Origin of the sequence: Neisseria sp. P0020.S003 (assembly GCF_051957095.1) — a bacterium.
Lineage (GTDB): Bacteria > Pseudomonadota > Gammaproteobacteria > Burkholderiales > Neisseriaceae > Neisseria > Neisseria subflava.
Genome location: NZ_JBQCWU010000007.1, coordinates 57,517 through 77,182 on the forward strand (window position 1 = coordinate 57,517; position 19,666 = coordinate 77,182).

At 49.7% G+C, this 19,666-nt stretch carries 17 protein-coding genes; 7 read left to right on the top strand and 10 right to left on the bottom strand.

Annotation, left to right across the window (positions count from 1 at the left end; translation table 11 throughout):
• Window position 1: 1 nt before the first annotated feature.
• The 3 genes from ligA to ampD all read right to left on the bottom strand — a co-directional run bounded on the left by ligA (window position 2) and on the right by ampD (window position 4,621).
• Window positions 2-2,470 (bottom strand): NAD-dependent DNA ligase LigA, encoded by a 2,469-nt coding sequence (ligA, locus tag ACTHTQ_RS05865; protein ID WP_440363386.1) that lies wholly within the window; start codon window positions 2,468-2,470, stop codon window positions 2-4.
• A gap of 140 nt (window positions 2,471-2,610) precedes the next feature.
• Complete coding sequence (locus ACTHTQ_RS05870) at window positions 2,611-3,879, bottom strand: cell division protein ZipA C-terminal FtsZ-binding domain-containing protein (RefSeq protein ID WP_440363387.1); 1,269 nt, start codon at window positions 3,877-3,879, stop codon at window positions 2,611-2,613.
• A 175-nt stretch (window positions 3,880-4,054) separates the two neighbouring features.
• Window positions 4,055-4,621 carry a 1,6-anhydro-N-acetylmuramyl-L-alanine amidase AmpD gene (gene ampD, locus ACTHTQ_RS05875; RefSeq protein ID WP_440363388.1) on the bottom strand — a complete coding sequence of 189 codons (567 nt, stop codon included), beginning with the start codon at window positions 4,619-4,621 and terminating at the stop codon, window positions 4,055-4,057.
• A gap of 115 nt (window positions 4,622-4,736) precedes the next feature.
• Between ampD and mltG the strand changes: the two genes are divergently transcribed.
• From mltG to ACTHTQ_RS05890, 3 genes are all read left to right on the top strand, one after another.
• Entirely contained in the window at window positions 4,737-5,732 is a 996-nt protein-coding gene (mltG, locus tag ACTHTQ_RS05880; RefSeq protein WP_440363389.1) for an endolytic transglycosylase MltG, read from the top strand.
• Between the two features lie 67 nt (window positions 5,733-5,799).
• Window positions 5,800-6,426, top strand: coding sequence for a dTMP kinase (gene tmk / locus ACTHTQ_RS05885; RefSeq protein ID WP_440363390.1), 627 nt, complete (start codon window positions 5,800-5,802; stop codon window positions 6,424-6,426).
• Between the two features lie 263 nt (window positions 6,427-6,689).
• The gene (locus ACTHTQ_RS05890) at window positions 6,690-7,970 is read left to right on the top strand and encodes a malic enzyme-like NAD(P)-binding protein (protein WP_082815478.1); all 1,281 of its coding nucleotides are present in this window, start codon (window positions 6,690-6,692) and stop codon (window positions 7,968-7,970) included.
• A gap of 301 nt (window positions 7,971-8,271) precedes the next feature.
• On the opposite strand, the gene ACTHTQ_RS05895 is transcribed toward ACTHTQ_RS05890, so the two are convergent.
• The 7 genes from ACTHTQ_RS05895 to ACTHTQ_RS05925 form a co-directional block, all read right to left on the bottom strand.
• Complete coding sequence (locus tag ACTHTQ_RS05895) at window positions 8,272-9,615, bottom strand: aldehyde dehydrogenase family protein (protein WP_440363391.1); 1,344 nt, start codon at window positions 9,613-9,615, stop codon at window positions 8,272-8,274.
• 79 nt (window positions 9,616-9,694) lie between these two features.
• Window positions 9,695-10,354 (bottom strand): MarC family protein, encoded by a 660-nt coding sequence (locus tag ACTHTQ_RS05900; protein WP_003685320.1) that lies wholly within the window; start codon window positions 10,352-10,354, stop codon window positions 9,695-9,697.
• A 1-nt stretch (window position 10,355) separates the two neighbouring features.
• On the bottom strand, window positions 10,356-11,507 hold the full coding sequence (rodA, locus tag ACTHTQ_RS05905; RefSeq protein WP_440363392.1) for a rod shape-determining protein RodA: 1,152 nt from the start codon (window positions 11,505-11,507) through the stop codon (window positions 10,356-10,358).
• Window positions 11,500-13,548 (bottom strand): penicillin-binding protein 2, encoded by a 2,049-nt coding sequence (gene mrdA, locus ACTHTQ_RS05910; RefSeq protein ID WP_440363393.1) that lies wholly within the window; start codon window positions 13,546-13,548, stop codon window positions 11,500-11,502. The genes rodA and mrdA overlap by 8 nt, the downstream gene beginning before the upstream one ends.
• A gap of 4 nt (window positions 13,549-13,552) precedes the next feature.
• Window positions 13,553-14,053 (bottom strand): rod shape-determining protein MreD, encoded by a 501-nt coding sequence (gene mreD, locus ACTHTQ_RS05915; protein WP_250589750.1) that lies wholly within the window; start codon window positions 14,051-14,053, stop codon window positions 13,553-13,555.
• Window positions 14,054-14,057: 4 nt separating this feature from the next.
• Entirely contained in the window at window positions 14,058-14,900 is an 843-nt protein-coding gene (mreC, locus tag ACTHTQ_RS05920) for a rod shape-determining protein MreC (protein WP_308111152.1), read from the bottom strand.
• An 11-nt stretch (window positions 14,901-14,911) separates the two neighbouring features.
• Entirely contained in the window at window positions 14,912-15,952 is a 1,041-nt protein-coding gene (locus ACTHTQ_RS05925; protein ID WP_440363394.1) for a rod shape-determining protein, read from the bottom strand.
• Between the two features lie 225 nt (window positions 15,953-16,177).
• Between ACTHTQ_RS05925 and gatC the strand changes: the two genes are divergently transcribed.
• The 4 genes from gatC to ACTHTQ_RS05945 all read left to right on the top strand — a co-directional run bounded on the left by gatC (window position 16,178) and on the right by ACTHTQ_RS05945 (window position 19,608).
• The gene (gene gatC / locus ACTHTQ_RS05930; RefSeq protein WP_003685110.1) at window positions 16,178-16,468 is read left to right on the top strand and encodes an Asp-tRNA(Asn)/Glu-tRNA(Gln) amidotransferase subunit GatC; all 291 of its coding nucleotides are present in this window, start codon (window positions 16,178-16,180) and stop codon (window positions 16,466-16,468) included.
• Window positions 16,469-16,619: 151 nt separating this feature from the next.
• A complete protein-coding gene (gene gatA / locus ACTHTQ_RS05935) occupies window positions 16,620-18,068 on the top strand; it encodes an Asp-tRNA(Asn)/Glu-tRNA(Gln) amidotransferase subunit GatA (RefSeq protein ID WP_308111154.1) in 1,449 nt (482 codons plus the stop codon).
• 15 nt (window positions 18,069-18,083) lie between these two features.
• On the top strand, window positions 18,084-18,959 hold the full coding sequence (locus ACTHTQ_RS05940; RefSeq protein ID WP_440363395.1) for a VirK/YbjX family protein: 876 nt from the start codon (window positions 18,084-18,086) through the stop codon (window positions 18,957-18,959).
• Window positions 18,960-18,987: 28 nt separating this feature from the next.
• Entirely contained in the window at window positions 18,988-19,608 is a 621-nt protein-coding gene (locus tag ACTHTQ_RS05945; RefSeq protein WP_137040959.1) for a trimeric intracellular cation channel family protein, read from the top strand.
• The last annotated feature ends 58 nt before the right edge of the window (window positions 19,609-19,666 follow it).

A 19,666-nucleotide genomic window follows, 5' to 3' on the forward strand; every position in this document is an offset into this window, starting at 1 on the left:
CTTATCCCAGTAACGACAGCAATTCCTCTTCGCTCAAGATGGCCACGCCCAAAGTTTGGGCTTTTTCCAATTTACTGCCTGCAGCTTCTCCGGCGACAACATAGTCGGTTTTTTTAGATACGCTGCCGGAAACTTTACCGCCTGCAGCCTCAATCATGGCTTGGGCTTGGTCGCGTTTGAGTGTGGGTAAAGTCCCTGTCAATACAAAGGTTTTACCTGCTACGGCTTCATTAATGCCGTCTGAAATAGTTTTATCTTGAAGATTAGACCGCGTTTGAGTAAAGAAAGTTTTCATATTTTCAAGCAGGGTTGCGTTTTGCGGTTTATTGCGCCATGTCTGCCAATCGGCAGGCAACGCTTTGTCAGTTTGCAAACCTTCTATGCTTTGTCCGGCAAGCTCCCACAAGGCCAGTGCTTTGCTTTCGCTGATTTTAAAATCGGGCAGGCGGGCAATCCAGCGTTGCGGCTCGGCATGGCGCAGAGGAGGGATAGTGACAGCTTGGCTTTGCGGGGTAACACCTACAGCCAGCAGCTCGTCTATCATCGCCTGTTGTGCTTCTTGGGCAAAAAAGTGGGCGATGGAGCGGGCAACCACCGTGCCGATATCGGGCAGGCAGGCGAGGATGGGTTCGGGTGCATGGCGGACGTTTTCCAGTGTGCCGAATGCCTGTGCCAGCGTTTTGGCGGTGCGTTCGCCGACGTGACGGATGCCGAGGGCAAAAAGGAAGCGGGCAAGTTCGGGTGTTTTGCTGGCTTCTATGCCTGCGAGGATGTTTTCTGCCCATTTGGTCGGCTGTTTTTTAACGTTTTTGGCAAGCAGAGTATTGCCAGTCTCACCTTCAAAGTCTTCAATTTCACTGTTTGATGGTTCTTCCTCATTAGCCGATGCTTTATCCGCTGTTTCCTTCATTTTTTGCAGGGTTGGAATATCGAGGCGGTAGAGGTCGGCGAAATGACGAACCAAATCTTGCGCTACCAGCTGCTCGATTTGTTTTTGTCCAAGTCCGTCAATGTCCATGGCTTTGCGTGAGGCAAAGTGGATTAAACCTTGCGCGCGTTGTGCTTGGCAAAGCATACCGCCGCTGCAACGGGCAACCGCTTCGCCTTCTTCGCGTTCGATTTCGCTGTGACAGATAGGGCAATGGGTAGGCAGGCGGTAAGGTTTGTAAAGCGGTTCGGCTTGCGCTTTAGAAGGTGCTTCGGCAAACAAATCGTCTTGCAGGCCGTCTGAAACGGAAATATTGGTCTCCTGCATTGGGCGGCGTTCAAAAATGACGCGCACCACCTCGGGAATCACGTCTCCGGCGCGGCGCACGACGACGGTATCGCCAACGCGCACGTCTTTGCGCGATACTTCGTCCTGATTATGCAGGGTGGCGTTGGTAACGGTAACGCCGCCGACGAATACAGGTTGTAGGCGGGCAACCGGGGTTACTGCGCCGGTGCGTCCGATTTGTACATCAATGGCTTCGACAATGGTCAATGCTTCTTCAGCAGGAAATTTGTGGGCAATAGCCCAACGTGGCGCGCGTGAGATGAAGCCCAGTTTTTCTTGTTGTGCCAGACTGTTGACTTTGACCACCATGCCGTCGATTTCATAAGGTAAAGTAGGGCGTTTTTGCTGCATTTTCTCGTAAAATGCCAATACTTCGTCGATATTTGGGAAACAGCCGAAATTACCATCGGGCAGGCTGAAGCCAAGTTCTTTACAGTAGTTCAGCTCTTGTAGGTGTTCTTCTGCGATAAAACCGCCTTGTTGTCGGGCAATGGAATAGGGGAAGAAATGCAGTTTGCGCTGTGCCGTAATGCGTGAATCAAGTTGGCGCAGACTGCCGGCGGCGGCATTGCGCGGGTTGGCGAAAGGTTTTTGTCCGTTTTCAGCCTGTCGTGCGTTTAAGGCGGCAAAATCGGCTTTGAGCATCAGGACTTCGCCGCGTATTTCGATAAGCTCGGGAATATTTTCTCCATGCAGGCGCAGGGGGATGTTGGATACGGTTTTGACGTTTTGGGTAACGTCTTCACCTGTTGTGCCGTCGCCACGGGTTGCCGCTTGAGTCAATATGCCGTCGCGGTACAGCAGGCTGATGGCCAGACCGTCAAATTTAGGCTCGATAACGTATTCCGGTTTTTCTCCATTTAAACCGCCACGAACGCGCTCATCAAAAGCGTACATTTCGGCATGGTCAAACACGCCGTTTTCATCTTGTGGCGAGAAGGCGTTGGTTAGTGACAACATAGGTACTTCATGACGCACTTCATCAAAGCCTGCCAAAGGCTCGCCACCGACGCGCTGGGTTGGGCTGTCGGGCAGTTTCAACTCAGGGTGATTCAACTCCAATGCTTCGAGCTCGCGGAACAATTTGTCGTATTCGGCATCGGGTACGCTGGGCGCGTCTAGGGTGTAGTATTCGTAGGCGTAGCGGTTGAGGAGGTCGGTCAGGTATTTGATACGTTGTGCGGTTGGATTCATGTGCAATCGAAATAGAGTTTTCAGACGGCCTGATGATAGAGAGGCCGTCTGAAAATCGATGAATATTGAAGATGAAGGGATTTTACCTGAAAAAAAGCGGATATGCCGTCATTGCATATCCGCTTTTTGATTGGGGAAGTTTAAGAGAACAGGCGAAGGGCTTGTTTACTGCCGGGTTTGATGCCGACTTTAAGCATTTCTTCCTGACGGGCCAAAACGTAGTTGCGTACGTCTTTGAGCCATTGGGTGGAAACTTCTTCCATTTGGTCGTTAACCAAATCCAAGCTGAGTTGGCCGGAGAGTTTGACTGCTAAGTCCATGAATTTGTCGAAAGTTTTTTCTCCGGCAGGAACATGCGGAATATCCAGAAGCATGCTGAAACCGCGGTAGGCTTGGTTGTCCAATAGAGGGTTGGTAAACGGTTTGTTGTCCAAAGTATGGATGGAGAACAATTGAGGGTTGTTGTTGTCGCCGAAGTGGAACGCGCCGTCTTCACCCAGTTTGAAGCCTGTATCTTCCACGGCGGCACGTAATTCTACGCCGCTGATATTGGAGTGGGAAACCAAGTGAATGGCGATGGTTTGGTCAACACGCGCACAGAATTGGTCGAGAGCTTGTGCAACTTCGGTGAACGCGTCCAAGTCGGTATGCAAAACTTTGCCGTCCATCAGCTGGGCAAAAGCATCAACCTGTTGGTCGAAGTGTTGTAGCTCTTCACGCGCGGCCAAACCGTTGCGGCTGACAGCCTGAAGGCCCATAACGAAGCCTTGGTAGTAAACTCCCGGAATCGGCTCGGCAACGCGGAAATGGTCGTCCATGGTGCAACCGATGATTTGGAAGCGGTGAGTGCCGGAAAGGCGCGGCAGGGCGTGTAATTCTTGGGCTTGTTTCAGGGAGATGTAGGCCATGTAGTCGAAGCGCGGATCAAACCAAGGCAACTCGACTTGCGATAATTCGTCTAAGCTGATCAATGGTACTTGTGCCACAGGCTCGGCAGCGGTTTCAACCGGAGCAGAAGCGGCTTCGGCAGGGCTGACGGTAATTTCGTTGTTTAAGCCGATAACAGTGTGTTGGACTTTTTCTTCTGCGGAAAAGTCGTCTTCCACAGTCAACTCGACATCCGTTTTAATCTGTGTAGGGTGGGCCAGTTTGGCTTTTGCCGCGTAGATTTCATCTTGCTCTTGCAGGTTGCGCAATGCCTCTTCGGTTTTTTTGTTTTTCTTGATAAACAAACCCTGGCCGCCGGTTTCTTTACTGTCGCGGACGTGCTTGGTTTTGCTGGTCAAAAGCGCATCTTTATCGGAATGGCCGAATTGTTCGCGCACTTGTTTGCGGTATTGGTTTTCCTGGTACATGTTGTAACCGATGACCGCCAAAAGGGCGGCGAGGGCTAAGACGATGAAAATCATGGAGTAATCACTTTTTAAAAAGGCAGCATTCCGTCTTTTTCAGGGTGCGGAATCTTGCTGCGTGGGAAGTTCGTTGGAGCCGGACTTTATGCGTCCGAATGAATAGCTGAATTATAACGAAAATAAACGGTTGTGACAGCATTATGTCTACCAATCATTTCAGGCCGTCTGAAAGTTATCCGCGCCGGACGGGAAAACCTGCTTTTTGAAGGCGTGGCCAATCGAAGAAATGTCCGGGATCGGTTTTCCTGTCCGGCGCGATGTCCTGATGACCGGTAACGGCCTGAATCGGGTAATGTTCGGAAATGGCGGTCAGCAAGGCTTGCAGGCTGGTGTATTGTGCTTCGGTAAAAGGCTCGAAATCGCAGCCTTCCAATTCGATACCGATGGAGAAGGCATTGCATTTTTCTCTGCCTTGAAACGATGATATGCCTGCATGATAGGCCATGTCGTCGCAGGAAACGAATTGGACGGTTTCGCCTTTACGGCTGATGAAAAAATGGCTGGAGACGCGCAAGGTGTGGATGATACTGAAAAAAGGGTGCTCGTCAGGGTTGATTTGGTTGGTAAACAAATTTTCCACTGCCCCCGTGTTGTACTCAAAAGGAGGAAGGGAAATATTGTGGAGGACAACCAATGAGATGTCTTCATCCGGTTCGCGCGGGCTGAAATTGGGCGAATGAGTTTGGCGTGCATTCAGCCAGCGGCCGTTTTGCCAAATGTTTTTTGAAGGGGAATTCATGGTTTCAGACGGCCTTTCGGGATAGGAAAGCATACGTTAGGGAAGGTGGCAGGCGTGGTGGACTTATTTTCGGTTATACTGTCGCCCGACACGTTCACAAACCAAGAATCCTACCATGCTGAAAAAATTGTTGAAATGGCTGGCCGTATTTTTGACGGCATTTGCCGCCGTGGTTGCCGCATTGTTGTTTGTTCCGAAAGACAACGGCAAACCATACCGTATTACCATTACCAAAAACCAAGGTATCTCTTCCGTCAGCCGCAAACTGGCTCAAGACGGCATCGTTTATAACCGTTATGTGCTGGTAGCCGCCGCATATGTGATGGGTGTACACAACCAACTCAATGCCGGTTCTTACCGCCTGTCTGCCAAAGTATCGGCTTGGGACATTTTAAAACGCATTAAAAAAGGCCGTCCTGACTCGGTCAGCGTGCAAATTTTGGAAGGCGCGCGTTTTGCCCAAATGCGCCGTATTATCGACAACACTGCCGACATTGCCCATGACACGCGTGGTTGGAACGATGAAAAATTGATGGCCGAAGTAGCGCCCGATGCCTTAAGCAGCAATCCTGAAGGACAGTTTTTCCCAGATAGTTACGAAATTGATGCCGGTGGCAGCGATCTTCAAATTTACAAAATTGCCTACCGTAAAATGCGGGAGAACCTGCAAGAAGCATGGGACGACCGTCAAAGCGGCCTGCCTTATAAAAATCCGTACGAAATGCTGATTATGGCGAGTCTGATTGAAAAAGAGACCGCGCACGAGGACGACCGCGCCCATGTGGCCGCCGTATTCGTCAACCGCCTGAATATCGGTATGCGCCTGCAAACCGACCCGACCGTTATCTATGGTATGGGCGATGCGTATAAAGGCAGAATCCGCAAAGCCGACCTGCAACGCGATACGCCTTACAATACCTATACGCGCAGCGGTTTGCCGCCGACTCCGATTGCACTTCCCGGCAAAGCCGCGCTTGAAGCGGCGGGTCATCCGTCTGATGAAAAATATCTGTATTTCGTCTCAAAAATGGATGGTACGGGCTTGAGCGAGTTCAGCCATAATCTTTCTGAACACAACGCTGCCGTACGCAAATATATTTTGAAGAAATAAACCGAATAGGCCGTCTGAAACATTTATAATCCCTGTTTCAGACGGCCTTTAAATTGACGATATCCATATGAAACCCAGATTTATTACCCTTGACGGCATAGATGGCGCAGGCAAATCCACCAACCTCGCCGTAATGAAAGCATGGTTTGAAAAACACCAACTGCCCGTATTGTTTACGCGCGAACCGGGAGGCACTCCGGCCGGAGAAGCATTGCGTGAAATCCTGCTCAACCCTGCCACTCAAGTCAGCCTGCGTACCGAAACCCTGCTGATGTTTGCCGCCAGACAGCAACACTTGGAAACAGTCATTCTACCTGCCCTGAAAAACGGCACGCATGTCGTTTCCGACCGCTTTACCGATGCAACGTTTGCCTATCAAGGCGGCGGACGCGGCGTTCCCTTGCAAGATATTGCCACGCTTGAGCATTGGGTGCAGGGTGATTTCCGTCCCGATTTAACTTTGCTGTTGGATGTGCCTTTGGAAGTGTCAATGGCGCGCATCAACCAAACGCGTGAGAAAGACCGCTTTGAACAAGAAAAAGCCGAGTTTTTCAATCGGGTGCGCGAAGTGTATCTGCAACGTGCTAACGAACAGCCGGAACGCTATGCCGTCATCGACAGCAGCCAAAGTCTGGACGCTGTAAAAAATCAGATTGAAACCGCGCTAGACAGTCATTTTGGATTGAATGTTTAAGTTTAAATAAAATGCCGTCTGAAAGAAGAGTGATGTGGCAAAGAAATATTATTACAGAAGTTTTTAGACATAAAACCAAATAAAACGAAATATCAAAACAAATGTAATAAATATCGGTATGCGCCACCAAAAGAACATGATAAAATTACGGCCTCTTACAAAGCCGGTCTGTTAACAACCCGACTTTAGAAATTTTAAACGTCTGAAGCAGCCTGTTTCAGACTTGTTCGCTGTAAAATCTCTCTCGCAAACAGGATCGATAAATGGAAAATTCATTAAAAGAAGCCGCCCTGCAGTTCCACGAATTCCCCGTGCCGGGCAAAATCTCCGTTACCCCAACCAAATCTCTTGCCACTTCTAAAGATTTGGCGTTGGCGTACTCTCCGGGCGTAGCCGCTCCTTGTATGGAAATCCATGCCGATCCTCAAACTGCCTACAAATACACTGCCAAAGGCAATTTGGTTGCCGTGATTTCCAACGGTACCGCAGTGTTGGGTTTGGGCAACATCGGCGCATTGGCCGGTAAACCTGTAATGGAAGGCAAAGGCGTATTGTTCAAAAAATTCGCCGGCGTTGACGTATTCGATATCGAAATCGATGAAAAAGACCCGCAAAAATTGGTAGACATCATCGCTTCTTTGGAACCGACTTTCGGCGGTATCAACCTCGAAGACATCAAAGCGCCTGAGTGCTTCTACATCGAACGTGAATTGCGCAAACGTTGCAAAATCCCTGTATTCCACGACGACCAACACGGTACCGCCATCATTACCGCTGCCGCCGTATTGAACGCTTTGCGTTATACCGGCCGCAAAATTGAAGAAGCGACGTTGGTGTGTTCCGGTGCAGGTGCCGCAGCGATTGCCTGCTTGAACCAATTGCTGGATTTGGGTCTGAAACGTGAAAACGTTACCGTCTGCGACTCCAAAGGCGTGATTTATAAAACCCGCGAAGACAAAGACCGTATGGACGAGTCCAAACAATTCTACGCCATCGAAGACAACGGCCAACGCGTATTGGCTGATGCCGTTAAAGGTAAAGACATCTTCTTGGGTCTGTCCGGTGCAAACCTGCTGACCCCTGAAATGCTGAACACCATGAACGAAAAACCAATCGTGTTCGCTATGGCAAACCCAAATCCGGAAATTCTGCCTCCTTTGGCAAAAGAAACCCGTCCGGATGTGGTAATCGGTACCGGCCGCTCAGACTTCCCGAACCAAGTAAACAACGTATTGTGCTTCCCATTCATCTTCCGTGGCGCATTGGATGTCGGCGCGACCACCATCAACGAAGAAATGAAACGTGCCTGCGTGTACGCTTTGGCTGACTTGGCAATGGAAGAGGTAACTGAAGAAGTGGTTGCCGCTTACGGTAAGAAATTTGAATTCGGTGCGGAATACCTGATTCCTACACCATTCGACTCTCGCCTGTTGCCTCGCGTTGCTTCTGCTACCGCTAAAGCAGCTATGGAAAGCGGCGTGGCTACCCGTCCAATCGCTGACTTGGATGCGTACGCTGCTAAATTGGCTGAATGGAAACTGTAACTCAGTAATTTGTGCTTGATTGAAAAGGCCGTCTGAAAGTTGTATTTCATACGGCCTTTTTGTTTATTGAGTATTTTAGAAACGGCTTAATGCAGCAATCGGAATGAAGGACATAATAATCTGCTGATTCAACAGAGACGTGGGTATATGGATTGCTTTCTAAGATAGGTTTCTTATTTTTGAGCGTCTTTGACTTTGCAGGGTTTGTACGGGTTTAAAGACAATAATTTTTGCAGCCTTTTTAAACAACATCAGGCCGTCTGAAATCTGGTTTTCAGACGGCCTGAGTTAATGAAACGGTTTATTTTTGCCAATAGGTTTTGACGTTGACGAACTCGTACAGCCCGAATTCTGATAGCTCGCGTCCATAGCCGGAAGCTTTGACGCCGCCAAAGGGGAGGCGCAGGTCGCTGCTGGTGTGGCGGTTGATAAAGACAGAGCCTGCTTGGATTCTTTCGGCGTATTGCCATGCGTTTGCCGTGTCTGCTGTGTAGATGCAGGCGCTAAGGCCGAAAGGTGTGTCGTTGGCAAGTGCGACGGCATGATCCGGATTGTCGGCACGTAAAATCATGGCAACCGGGCCGAAGACTTCTTCGTGCCAAACGCGGCAGTTTGGGTTGACTTGATCCAATACCGTGGCAGGGTAAAACCAGCTTTCTCCCTCAGGGATATAGCCGCCGCTCAAGCATTGCGCGCCATGTGCAACCGCATCTTGAACCTGCTCGTGTACGGTTTGACGCAGGTCTTGGCGGTGAAGCGGGGCAAGGGTGGTGTTCGGATCTTTTGGATTGCCGGTTTGCAGTTTGGCGCACTCGGCAAGGAAGAGTGGGATAAACTGTTCGGCAATATCTTGGGTAACAACGATGCGTTTGGCGGCATTGCAGGATTGTCCGGCATCGCGAAAGCGAGAATAGCAGGCATCGATGGCTGCGCGTTGCAGATCGGCATCGGGCAGAATGATAAACGGATTGCTGCCGCCCAGTTCAAGGACGGTTTTTTTCAGATGTTTGCCTGCATGGGCGGCCAGCAGGCGGCCGGTATGGGTCGAACCGGTAAATGCCATGGCATCGGTATCTTCAATGGCTTTAAGCGTGTCTTCATGGCTCAACCATGCGCCGATAAGCGGTAAACCTTTTGGGACAAGGCTGAATAGGGTTTCGCTGATGCGGGCGACACTGGGCGCAGGTTTGACCGCGCAGGCATTGCCGGCACAGAGGGCAGGGATGGCAAATCGTAAAATCTGCCAAACAGGGTAGTTCCACGGCATGACCGCCAAAACAACACCCAAAGGCTCGAAGCGGACCTGGCTGAGGCTGGCTTGGGTGGCGATGGTTTTATGGGCAAGCAGTTCGGGGGCAAGGCGGACGTAGTAGCGGATAAGCTCAATGGATTTGCTGATTTCGGCACGGCATTCGTGCAGGCAGCGTCCGACTTCTTCGCAAACCATCTCGGCAAGGCGTTCTTGGTTTTGGGTTAGGCTGTCGGCAAATTGCTGTAAGAGGGCGGTGCGCTCGATAATGCTTGACTGGGTGAAGGTTTGTTGAAGGGTTTGGAGGCGGTTTAATTCGTCGGTGAACTCGGTATAGCTTTGCGCCGGTCGGCGGTAAATGGTTTCTCCGGTGAAGACATGGGTGCTGTGAAACATGGTTGGCTCCTTTGTTTTTATGTTTTTATGAGGCCGTCTGAAAATGTTTCAGACGGCCTTTTATTGTGATGATTGTACTTCAAGCGACCAGTTGGGGAAAAATGGATTTTAAGCCGGCAACAATAATCTCTACGGAAATGGCGGCCAGCATCATGCCCATGATGCGGTTGAGGATGGTCAGGCCGGTAGTGCCCAAGCGTTTGCTGATGCGTCCGGCCACGACCAGAATGAAATAGCAAATCAGGCTGACCAAAAAGCCGGAGATGATAATCAGGGCAATATCGCTGTAATTCTTGGCGGCAGAGGAATAAATGATGACAGTGGAGATACCGCCGGGGCCGATGGTAATAGGAATGGCAATGGGTACGACGGCAATGGCTTTTTCGTTGCGGCGGACTTGTTGCGCATTTTGATGTTCTTCTGAATGGGGGTCAATTTTGGGTTTGGCCGGGTTGTCGTTGCCGTTCATTAAGGAGATGGCAATCAGCAAAACCAGAATCCCGCCGCCGACTTGGAAAGAGCCGACGCTGATGCCGAGTACTTTCAACAAGATACCGCCGCTCAGTGCAAAGACGATGATTACGATGAAAACGGCCAATGCGGCAGTACGCGCGATTCTGCGTTTTTCTTTGGTACTGTGGTTTTGTGTCAGATCAAGATAAATTGAGAGCGCGCTGAAAGGATTAATCAGCACGAGAAATGCCACAAGCAGCTTGCCGATTTCTACACCTAATTCCATATTATTCCTCGCTTTCAGTTAGGTCATCGTTATCCGCATTACGGCGGCGGAGGTTTTTGTGTTCATTAGCAATACCCATCAACAGGGCGAGCACCACCATGATGGAAAGCGTAGCCGTACCACCGTAGCTGACCAAGGGGAGGGGGACACCTACGACGGGCAAAATGCCGCTGACCATGCCCATGTTTACAAAGGCGTAGCAGAAAAAGGTCATGGTCAATGCGCCTGCCAAAGTACGACTGTAAAGGGATTGAGCTTGCGCGGCAATCCACAATCCGCGTGCCAGAATGATAAGGTAAACCAGCAGTAAAAGGATATTGCCAATCAGGCCGAACTCTTCGCCGAATACCGCGAAAATAAAGTCAGTCGTTGATTCGGGAATATAGTCCAAATGGGTTTGCGTACCGTTGAGCCAGCCTTTACCCCATACACCGCCCGAGCCGATGGCAATCATGGATTGGATGATGTGGTAGCCTGCTCCTAACGGGTCTTTGGTTGGGTCGAGCAGGGTAAGGACGCGGGTTTTTTGATAGTCGTGCATGCCGTAATTCCACAAAAGCGGCAAGGCGGCTACAAAGGCAATAATAGCGGCAAAAATAGCCTTCCAAGGCAATCCGGCAAAGAAGATGACAAAAATACCCGAAGCCATGATCAATGCTGCCGTACCGAGGTCTGGCTGCTTTAAAATTAGGGCGACAGGAACAAGAATCAGCACGAGGGCGACAATATAATGTATCCATTTCAGACGGCCTTCATAGCGTTGGAAATACCACGCGACAGTCATGGGAATGCCGATTTTCATGATTTCGGAAGGTTGGATACGGGTAAAGCCGAGGCTCAGCCAACGAGTGGAGCCGTTTACGGTAACGCCGGCGACTTCGACGCCAATCAGCAGTAATACGCCGACAATGTAAACAGGCAGGGCAACTTTGGCGGCGGTTTGCGGCTTGAATACGGCGATAATCCATAACAGGGCAAAGCCCAAAACGGTATGGATGGTTTTGTTTTCCAATTGGCCGAACTCTTGCCCGTCTGCAGAATAGAGCAGGAACAGGCTCATGATGTAGATGGCGAGCATGGCAAAAAGCAGCCAAGGGTCAATCGGGGCTGCAATGGTGGATTTGAAATTTTTCCACGCTGATGTGTTATTCATGATGAACCTCCGGCTGTGAGGCAGGGCTTGTCGGAGTCAGTCCGTAGGCAGATTGGAAAATGCTGGTAATAGGCTGGTGCTTGTTCGTTGTTTCAGTTTTGGCCGAATCTGACTCAAGGCCGTCTGAAAACTGTTGCGGTTTGACGTGAAGCATATAAAAATCAGTCATTTCACGAGCCAATGGCGCGGCATACGCACCCCAGCCGCCGTTTTCCAAAATAACGGCAATGGCGATTTCAGGTTTTTCCAATGGCGCAAACGAGATAAACCATGCGTGGTCGCGGTGTTGTTCGCGCAGGGCTGCGGCGTTGTAGCGGCCGCCCTGTTTGATTTGTACGACTTGGGCCGTACCGGTTTTACCGCCCATTGTATAAGCAAGCCCGCCACCGATACGGTGTGCCGTGCCGCCCGGTTTCAATACCTTTTCCATTGCGCGTTTGACGTATTCGAAGTTGTCGGTTTTGAACGGAATTTGACGCTCGGGATTGGGGTTGATTCGGGTAATTTTGCGTGCGCCAAAATCTAATACTTCTTTGACCAAATGCGGCTGATAAACGACACCGTTATTGGCCAGAGATGCTGTCGCATGTGCCATTTGCAAAGGTGTGTAGGCGTTGTAGCCTTGTCCGATGCTGACAGAAACCATTTCACCGGCGCGCCATTCTTTGGCGGTAGGGTCGGAAGATTTGGCAAAACGTTTGGCTTTCCATTCGCGGCTAGGCAAAACGCCCACATATTCGCTGGGCAGGTCAATACCGGTTTTTTGGCCGAAACCGAATTGTGCCAGATACGGAGAGGCTTTATCGATACCCATCTCGTAACCTAAGCGGTAAAAGAAGGTATCTGAGGATACTTGAATGGCTTTGCTCAAGTTGGCCGAGCCGTGGCCGCTGCGGACAGAGTCGCGGAAAATATGGCGGCTGCCGGGTATGCTCCATGCGCCGGGAGCGGGGATGATGGTGTTTTGAGTAATTTTGCCGCTTTCTAATAAGGCCATGCCCATAAAGGGTTTGAATGTAGAACCCGGCGGATAAAGGCCTTGGGTAACGCGGTTGATCAAAGGCTTTTTCCAATCGTCATTCAGCATTTTCCAAGTGTCGCTGTCGATGCCGTCAATAAAGAGGTTGGGATCGAAAGAAGGCTTAGAAACAAATGCCAAAACAGTACCGTCTTGCGGATTGATGGCCACCAATGCGCCACGGCGGTCACCTAAAATGCGGTCGGCTTCCTGCTGCATACGGATATCCATGCCCAGGCGCAAGGTTTGCCCCATTTGGGACGGGACATTTTTCAATACGCGGACGATATTGCCGTAAGCGTCTTTTTCGACTTCCTGATAGCCTGGAATACCATGAAGCTGGTGTTCGTAATATTTTTCCAAGCCGGATTTGCCGATATGTGTACTGCCGCGGTAGAGGGCGGTCAGGCCTTCTTCTTCCAGCATTTCTTTGTCTTTATCGCTAATACGGCCGATGTAGCCTAAGAAATGGGAAGTCAGTTTGCCGTAAGGATATTCGCGGAATGTGCGTGAGTTGACCTCTACGCCTTTGAATTCGCGCAAATGCACGGATAAACGGGCGGCCTCTTCATCAGTCAGCCTGAGCTTGAGCGGGATATTTTCAAATTTTCGATAGCTTTCGCGGTATTTTTTGAAGCGTTTTAAATCTGTCGGCGTAATATCGACGTATTTTTTCAATGCTTCAATGACATCTTCCATCTTGCCTTCAATGCGGTTGGGAATAACTTCTAGCGAAAAGACTGGATAGTTTTTGGCCAAAGGAACGCCGCTGATATCGACGATTTCGCCGCGTACGGGCGGCGTTGGAATCAGGGTGATGCGGTTGCTCGATGCCTGACCTGAAAACTCATTGTGTTGAGTCACTTGCAGGTAGAAGAACCGCGCCAGTAAGATGGAAAAGAAGATGACAATCAGGATAAAGGCAACGAGCAGGCGCAATAGAGCGTCGGCTTGTGCTGCCTGAGCGGAAGGTTTTTTGGTATGTTGACCACCGGAAAGACGGCGTGGAAGAGTCGGTTTCATCTTTTCAGCAGGAGCGGTAAATACGGGTCACAATCAACATTAGCTGGCTGAGTATCGGCCAAAGTAATGCGCCGACAAATGGGGCAACAAAGCCTTGCAAAGTGATGACCTGATGATTAAGGAACAAGCGGGCAACAGTTAAGACGGCCTGATTGAGAAGCAGTGCAGCCAATACAGCGGCCAATTGCATAATGTGGCCGTAAAGCATGATTTGGCGACGGCGGTTTAAGATGAAATAAGTCATCACGACGTAAGACAGGGCGTGCAAGCCCAAAGTCGCGGCGGTTGCGGCATCGACAATCAGACCGATGGCAAAAGCCAGTCCCATGCCTGCGCGTTGCGGTTGGTGCAATGTCCAATACAGCAACATCAGTGCCGTCATTTCAGGCAGCCAAAAGAATCCGTCAAAGGAAAACGGCATAAAGTCCAGTATCATCATCACTATGAGACTGGCCGCCATGATGTGCAGCGGTACTGCACGGTAAGAATCGTCAAAATCGTTCATGAAATCAGCGTGGGGAAGAAGGGGCGGAAGAAAGTACCAAGACAAAACGGCTGCTGCGTAAAGCGGCCAAAGGCGTCAGTTGCGTATCGTAATAAGGCGTTCCCGATGCGCGGACAACCTTGCTGACGGTTGCAACGGGAATCCCCGCCGGATAGGTACCGTCCAAACCGGAAGTTAGCAGAATATCGCCGGGTTTCAAGTCGGAGCCGGTTGGGAAATAGCGCAAATCCAAACCGTTGCCATTGCCGTATGCCAAGTTGCGTTCGCCGGTGCGGCTGACGGCTATGGGGACAATGCTTTGTCCGCCTGAAATTAGCCCAATTTCTGCACTTTGTGTGTGAACTTGTGTCAACAGGCCGATCAAACCGCTTTGATCGATGACCGCGTCACCAACTTTCAAGCCGTCTTGACTGCCCTTGCCGATAATCAGTCTTTCGGAAAGCGGATCTTTGCCATTGGAAATGACTTCCGCACCGATAACGTTGTGAATGCCTTTTTGTTGCAAACCGTACAGTTTCTTCAATTCGTGCAATTCATCGGTATTGACTTTATCCCGCTGCAAATCGATTTTCAGACGGCCATTTTCTTCCAGAAGCTGGCGGTTTTGTTCCAAGAGCTCGGATTTAGACTGGGAGAGGTCGGCAAAATATTGATAAAGTTGAACAGGTTGATTGGCCAGCCATTGAACAGGGTAGAGCATAGGCATGACTGCCGCGCGTACAGGCTGCATTAATGAAAAGCGGTAATCAGCTACCATCAGACCGGCAGCCAGAGCAATATAAACGACAAAACGAGGCAACAGCTTAGGGCCTTTTGCCTCGTCAAAGCGCAAAGAAGAGCGTTCCATAACCATCTACCTTATGGGTTTTCCGTGAATACGGTATCATCCCATTTGCCGATATAGTCCAAAGCCTTACCGGCACCATAGGCAACGCAGTTCAGAGGTTGGTCGGCAATACCGACGGGCAGGCCGGTTGCATCGGCCAAGACGGTATCGATACCGTGCAGAAGCGCGCCGCCGCCGGTCAGCATAATACCGCGGTCGGCGATGTCGCCGGCCAATTCGGGCGGAGCCTGTTCCAAAGCCAGACGGACAGCACGGATGATTTGATTCACCGTTTCACTCAATGCTTCACGGATTTCATCTGAAGTAACTGCCAAGGATTTAGGCGTACCTTCGGCCAGATCTCGGCCCTTAATGCGCATGGCTGTTTCGGTTTCAAAGCCCGAGGCCGAGCCGATTTGTTTCTTCAATTCCTCTGCCGTAGCTTCGCCAATCAAGACACCGCGATGGCGGCGCAGGTAATGGATGATGCTTTTATCAAATTCATCGCCGGCTGCACGGACAGAAGCAGAATAGGCCATACCGCCCAGTGAAAGAATACCAATTTCAGTCGTACCGCCACCAATATCGACAATCATCGAACCTGCCGCATCTTCAATCGGCAAGCCTGCGCCCAAAGCGGCAGCCATCGGTTCTTCAATCAAATGTACGCTTGCCGCGCCGGCAGCAAACGCAGAATCCAAAATCGCTTTACGTTCCACTTGGGTAGAGCCGCCCGGAACACAGATAACCACACGAGGCGGAACCAAAGATCGTCCTTCGGTGGCTTTTTTAATCAACATACCCAGCATACGCTCGGTAATCACAAAGTCAGCAATCACGCCGTCCCTCATCGGGCGGACAATTTCAATATTGCGCGGCGCACGCCCCTGCATTTTTTTGGCTTCCGTGCCCACGGCTATAATTTTACTTTTATTGCCTGCGCCGGATTGAATCGCAACCATGGACGGCTCATCTAAAACAATCCCTTTGCCGCGTACAAAAATCAGCGTGTTGGCCGTGCCCAAGTCGATGGCAATATCATTAGAGAGGAAACGAGATAAAAGGCGAAACATAGGATTCCTGAAATTCCGGCCCAGCCCGGATGTGTTTAGCATTATTTAAAATAAGAAAAACAGGTACACAGTTTTAGACGGATAAATGCCCCCTTAAAAGGCCGTCTGAATTAAAACACCATGCCAACCTGTTTGGTTTTCGGTTATAATTCTTCGCTTCATAGAAGACGAAATGCAATGATACCCCAAACCAAAGAGGCATTGCTATCAGACAAGGATTTTTTTATGGCTTTAAGCTTAAATGATGTGGAAAAAATCGCAAAACTCTCGCGCCTCACTTTAACGGACGAAGAAAAAAACAAAACGCTTGCCGAGTTGAACGACATTTTCGCCATGGTTGAAAACATGCAAAGCGTCAATACCGACGGCATCGAACCCATGGCGCATCCGCATGAAGCCGCTTTGCGCCTGCGCGAAGATAAAGTGACTGAAACCGATCACGCTGCAGAATATCAGGCTGTTGCCCCCGAAGTGCGCAACCGCCTGTATATCGTTCCTCAAGTGATTGAAGAATAAGGTTTCAGACGGCCTTTGCTTATCGGCAAGCCCCTATTGCAAGGCCGTCTGAAAGGATATTCTGTTCAGACGGCCCGATTTATTGATTTAAACGGATGTTTTCAATATCTGTTTTGAAAGCAAAAAACTGTTTTATAGAAAGTACGGCACAATGACCGCTTACACGCTCAAACAAGCCAGCAGCCTGCTGCAATCCAAACAAATTTCTGCAGTCGAATTGGCGACCGAATATTTGGCTGCTATTGCTGCGAAAAACCCTGCCATCAATGGCTATGTGACCATCGATCAAGATAAGACCCTTGCTGAAGCCAAAGCAGCCGATGCGCGTATCGCGGCCGGTAATGCAACGGCTTTGACCGGTGTGCCGGTTGCTTACAAAGATATTTTCTGCCAAACAGGTTGGCGCAGTGCATGTAGTTCCAAAATGTTGGATAACTTTGTTTCTCCTTATACTGCCACTGTGGTGCAAAACCTGTTGGATGCCGGTATGGTGACTCTTGGCCGTACCAATATGGACGAATTTGCCATGGGTTCGACCAATGAGACTTCGTTCTACGGCGCAACCAAAAACCCATGGAATCTTGAACATGTTCCCGGCGGTTCGTCAGGCGGTTCGGCTGCCGTGATTGCGGCGCGTTTGGCACCGGCTGCCTTGGGTTCGGATACCGGCGGTTCTATCCGTCAGCCTGCATCGCATTGCGGTATTACCGGCATCAAGCCGACTTACGGTACGGTTTCACGTTTCGGTATGGTTGCCTATGCTTCCAGCTTCGACCAAGCCGGCCCTATGGCGCAAACGGCCGAAGACTGTGCGATTTTGTTGAACGCCATGGCCAGCTTTGACGAGCGCGATTCCACCAGCTTGGAACGCGACAAAGAAGACTACACCCGTGATTTGGACAAACCGCTTAAAGGTTTGAAAATCGGTTTGCCTAAAGAATATTTCGGCGAAGGTGCGGATGCCGATGTTCAGACGGCCTTGCAAAGCGTTATTGATTTGCTTAAAGCTCAAGGCGCGGAGACTGTTGAAGTTTCCCTGCCGCAAACATCATTGTCGATTCCTGCTTATTATGTTCTCGCCTCCGCGGAAGCAAGTACCAACTTGTCCCGTTTCGACGGCGTACGTTACGGCCACCGTGCAGCGCAATTCGGCGACCTTGAAGAAATGTACAGCAACACCCGTGTCGAAGGTTTCGGCAGTGAGGTTAAGCGCCGTATCATGATCGGTACTTATGTATTGAGTCATGGTTACTACGATGCGTACTACTTGAAAGCGCAAAAACTGCGCCGCCTTGTAGCCAATGATTTTCAGACGGCCTTTGGTCAATGTGATTTCATTTTGGCGCCGACTGCGCCGACTGCCGCGCCTAAACTCGGCAGCGACATTCACGACCCTGTGCAAATGTACTTGTCCGATATTTACACCATCGCCGTAAACCTTGCCGGTTTGCCTGCACTGACTCTGCCTGCCGGTTTTAGCGCAAACGGCCTGCCGATTGGTGTGCAATTTATCGGCAACTATTTCTCCGAAGCCAAAATTTTGGGTGCAGCACATCAAGTTCAACTGAACAGCGATTGGCACACTAAAGCGCCGAAATAAGGGTAGGGAGTCTATATGCCTGAAAAGTTTTCTTTTCCAGGATTTAAAACTGTTTATCAGAATGCACCAAAGTTTAAAACGCAACATTTAAAATTTACATTGAGGACATTGTGGTATCGTAAAGAAATTAAGGCATTTGAGCAGTTTGTAAATGCTTCGGAAATATGCCAAAGTTTTTTTAGTCAAATGCCCCAAGATGCCTATCCTTTGATACATGAGTTTGTTGATAAGAAATTTAGTGGTCATGATAGGTTAAAAATTATGCAGTCAGATTTTGAGGCTGCAGAAAAGCTGTTTGGAAAAGAAAGAGTAATGGGTATGAAAACCCGTTCCTTTCATATTGTTTTGGCAAAACCTTCAGACGGCCTTGAGATTTGGCTTAACCGAAATGACAATTGCGTTGATGAGGGGATGTGGTCTCTTTCTTTACGAGAAAGCAATGGAAGACGTCTGTATATGACAACATTCGCCTTTGTAAATAATATGCTGCTTGCAGCCTCCCTTCAGGGACCAGCAGGAGAAGAGGCGAAAGATACTGTACGGGTTTTAACTAAGAAGCTACATGGATTGCGTCCTCAGCAATTGATGGTGCATGCATTGCAATATTTTGCTATTGCATTAAAGCTGGATGGTGTGATTGGTATCACACAAGATAGGCAAGTTAAGCTACGTTGGCGCTTGAAGAAACGTGTCAAAATGAACTATGACCAATTTTGGCAGGAGCATGGTGCTCAAAAGGGTGTTGATGGATTATGGCATCTTCCAAAAGAGCCGGTGCGTAAAGATTTTGAGGAAATCGAAAGCAAAAAACGGTCTATGTATCGTAAGCGTTATCAGATGTTAGATGAAATCGAAGAGCAAATAAGAAATGGTTTAGCTCCTATAAAATAAACTATCATCTGATGAATAAAACATATATATGAATACAACCGACTTCATTCAAATCATTGGGACAGCTGCGTTTGCCATTTCCGGCTATTTGGTCGGCTACAACAAGCAATTGGATGTACTCGGTGTCGTCATTACGGCGTTACTGACGGCTGTTGGCGGCGGCATGATACGCGATGGTTTGGTCGGCCGGATTCCGCAAGTGTTTTTGCAAACCGATGCGTTGATAGTTGTGTTTGCCACGCTTGCCATTGCGTGGTTGATAAGGGTGCAACGCTATCGCAGCACCTATTTGGCCGCTGCTTTTATTATTGCCGATGCCATCGGTTTGGCAGCTTTCAGCATTACCGGCGCACAAATCGGTATGGCCTTGCAGCTCAATTTGTTTGGCGTTATTTCTTTGGCTTTTGTGACTGCCGTTGGCGGCGGTATTGCGCGCGATATTTTGGTCAATGATGTGCCGATGATTTTGCGCACCGACCTTTACGGCAGCGTAGCCATTTTGATTGGCGGGCTGATTTATCTGTTCGGGCATTTGGGCTGGATTAATATTTTTACGTTAAACCTGCTCTTTGCCGGCGGATTGTTGTTTCGCCTGACTGCATACCGTTTCCATTGGCAACTTCCCGGGTTCCAACGCCGCAGGAAATAAACTTATCTTACAGGCGGCCTGTTATGGTTTTTTATTCAGGCCGTCTGAAAAACGAATC

Excerpts from the sequence above, each read along its gene's own strand:
- ligA (WP_440363386.1), bottom strand. The coding sequence starts at position 2,470 with ATGAATCCAACCGCACAACGTATCAAATACCTGACCGACCTCCTCAAC.
- ACTHTQ_RS05870 (WP_440363387.1), bottom strand. The coding sequence starts at position 3,879 with ATGATTTTCATCGTCTTAGCCCTCGCCGCCCTTTTGGCGGTCATCGGT.
- ampD (WP_440363388.1), bottom strand. The coding sequence starts at position 4,621 with ATGAATTCCCCTTCAAAAAACATTTGGCAAAACGGCCGCTGGCTGAAT.
- mltG (WP_440363389.1), top strand. The coding sequence starts at position 4,737 with ATGCTGAAAAAATTGTTGAAATGGCTGGCCGTATTTTTGACGGCATTT.
- tmk (WP_440363390.1), top strand. The coding sequence starts at position 5,800 with ATGAAACCCAGATTTATTACCCTTGACGGCATAGATGGCGCAGGCAAA.
- ACTHTQ_RS05890 (WP_082815478.1), top strand. The coding sequence starts at position 6,690 with ATGGAAAATTCATTAAAAGAAGCCGCCCTGCAGTTCCACGAATTCCCC.
- ACTHTQ_RS05895 (WP_440363391.1), bottom strand. The coding sequence starts at position 9,615 with ATGTTTCACAGCACCCATGTCTTCACCGGAGAAACCATTTACCGCCGA.
- ACTHTQ_RS05900 (WP_003685320.1), bottom strand. The coding sequence starts at position 10,354 with ATGGAATTAGGTGTAGAAATCGGCAAGCTGCTTGTGGCATTTCTCGTG.
- rodA (WP_440363392.1), bottom strand. The coding sequence starts at position 11,507 with ATGAATAACACATCAGCGTGGAAAAATTTCAAATCCACCATTGCAGCC.
- mrdA (WP_440363393.1), bottom strand. The coding sequence starts at position 13,548 with ATGAAACCGACTCTTCCACGCCGTCTTTCCGGTGGTCAACATACCAAA.
- mreD (WP_250589750.1), bottom strand. The coding sequence starts at position 14,053 with ATGAACGATTTTGACGATTCTTACCGTGCAGTACCGCTGCACATCATG.
- mreC (WP_308111152.1), bottom strand. The coding sequence starts at position 14,900 with ATGGAACGCTCTTCTTTGCGCTTTGACGAGGCAAAAGGCCCTAAGCTG.
- ACTHTQ_RS05925 (WP_440363394.1), bottom strand. The coding sequence starts at position 15,952 with ATGTTTCGCCTTTTATCTCGTTTCCTCTCTAATGATATTGCCATCGAC.
- gatC (WP_003685110.1), top strand. The coding sequence starts at position 16,178 with ATGGCTTTAAGCTTAAATGATGTGGAAAAAATCGCAAAACTCTCGCGC.
- gatA (WP_308111154.1), top strand. The coding sequence starts at position 16,620 with ATGACCGCTTACACGCTCAAACAAGCCAGCAGCCTGCTGCAATCCAAA.
- ACTHTQ_RS05940 (WP_440363395.1), top strand. The coding sequence starts at position 18,084 with ATGCCTGAAAAGTTTTCTTTTCCAGGATTTAAAACTGTTTATCAGAAT.
- ACTHTQ_RS05945 (WP_137040959.1), top strand. The coding sequence starts at position 18,988 with ATGAATACAACCGACTTCATTCAAATCATTGGGACAGCTGCGTTTGCC.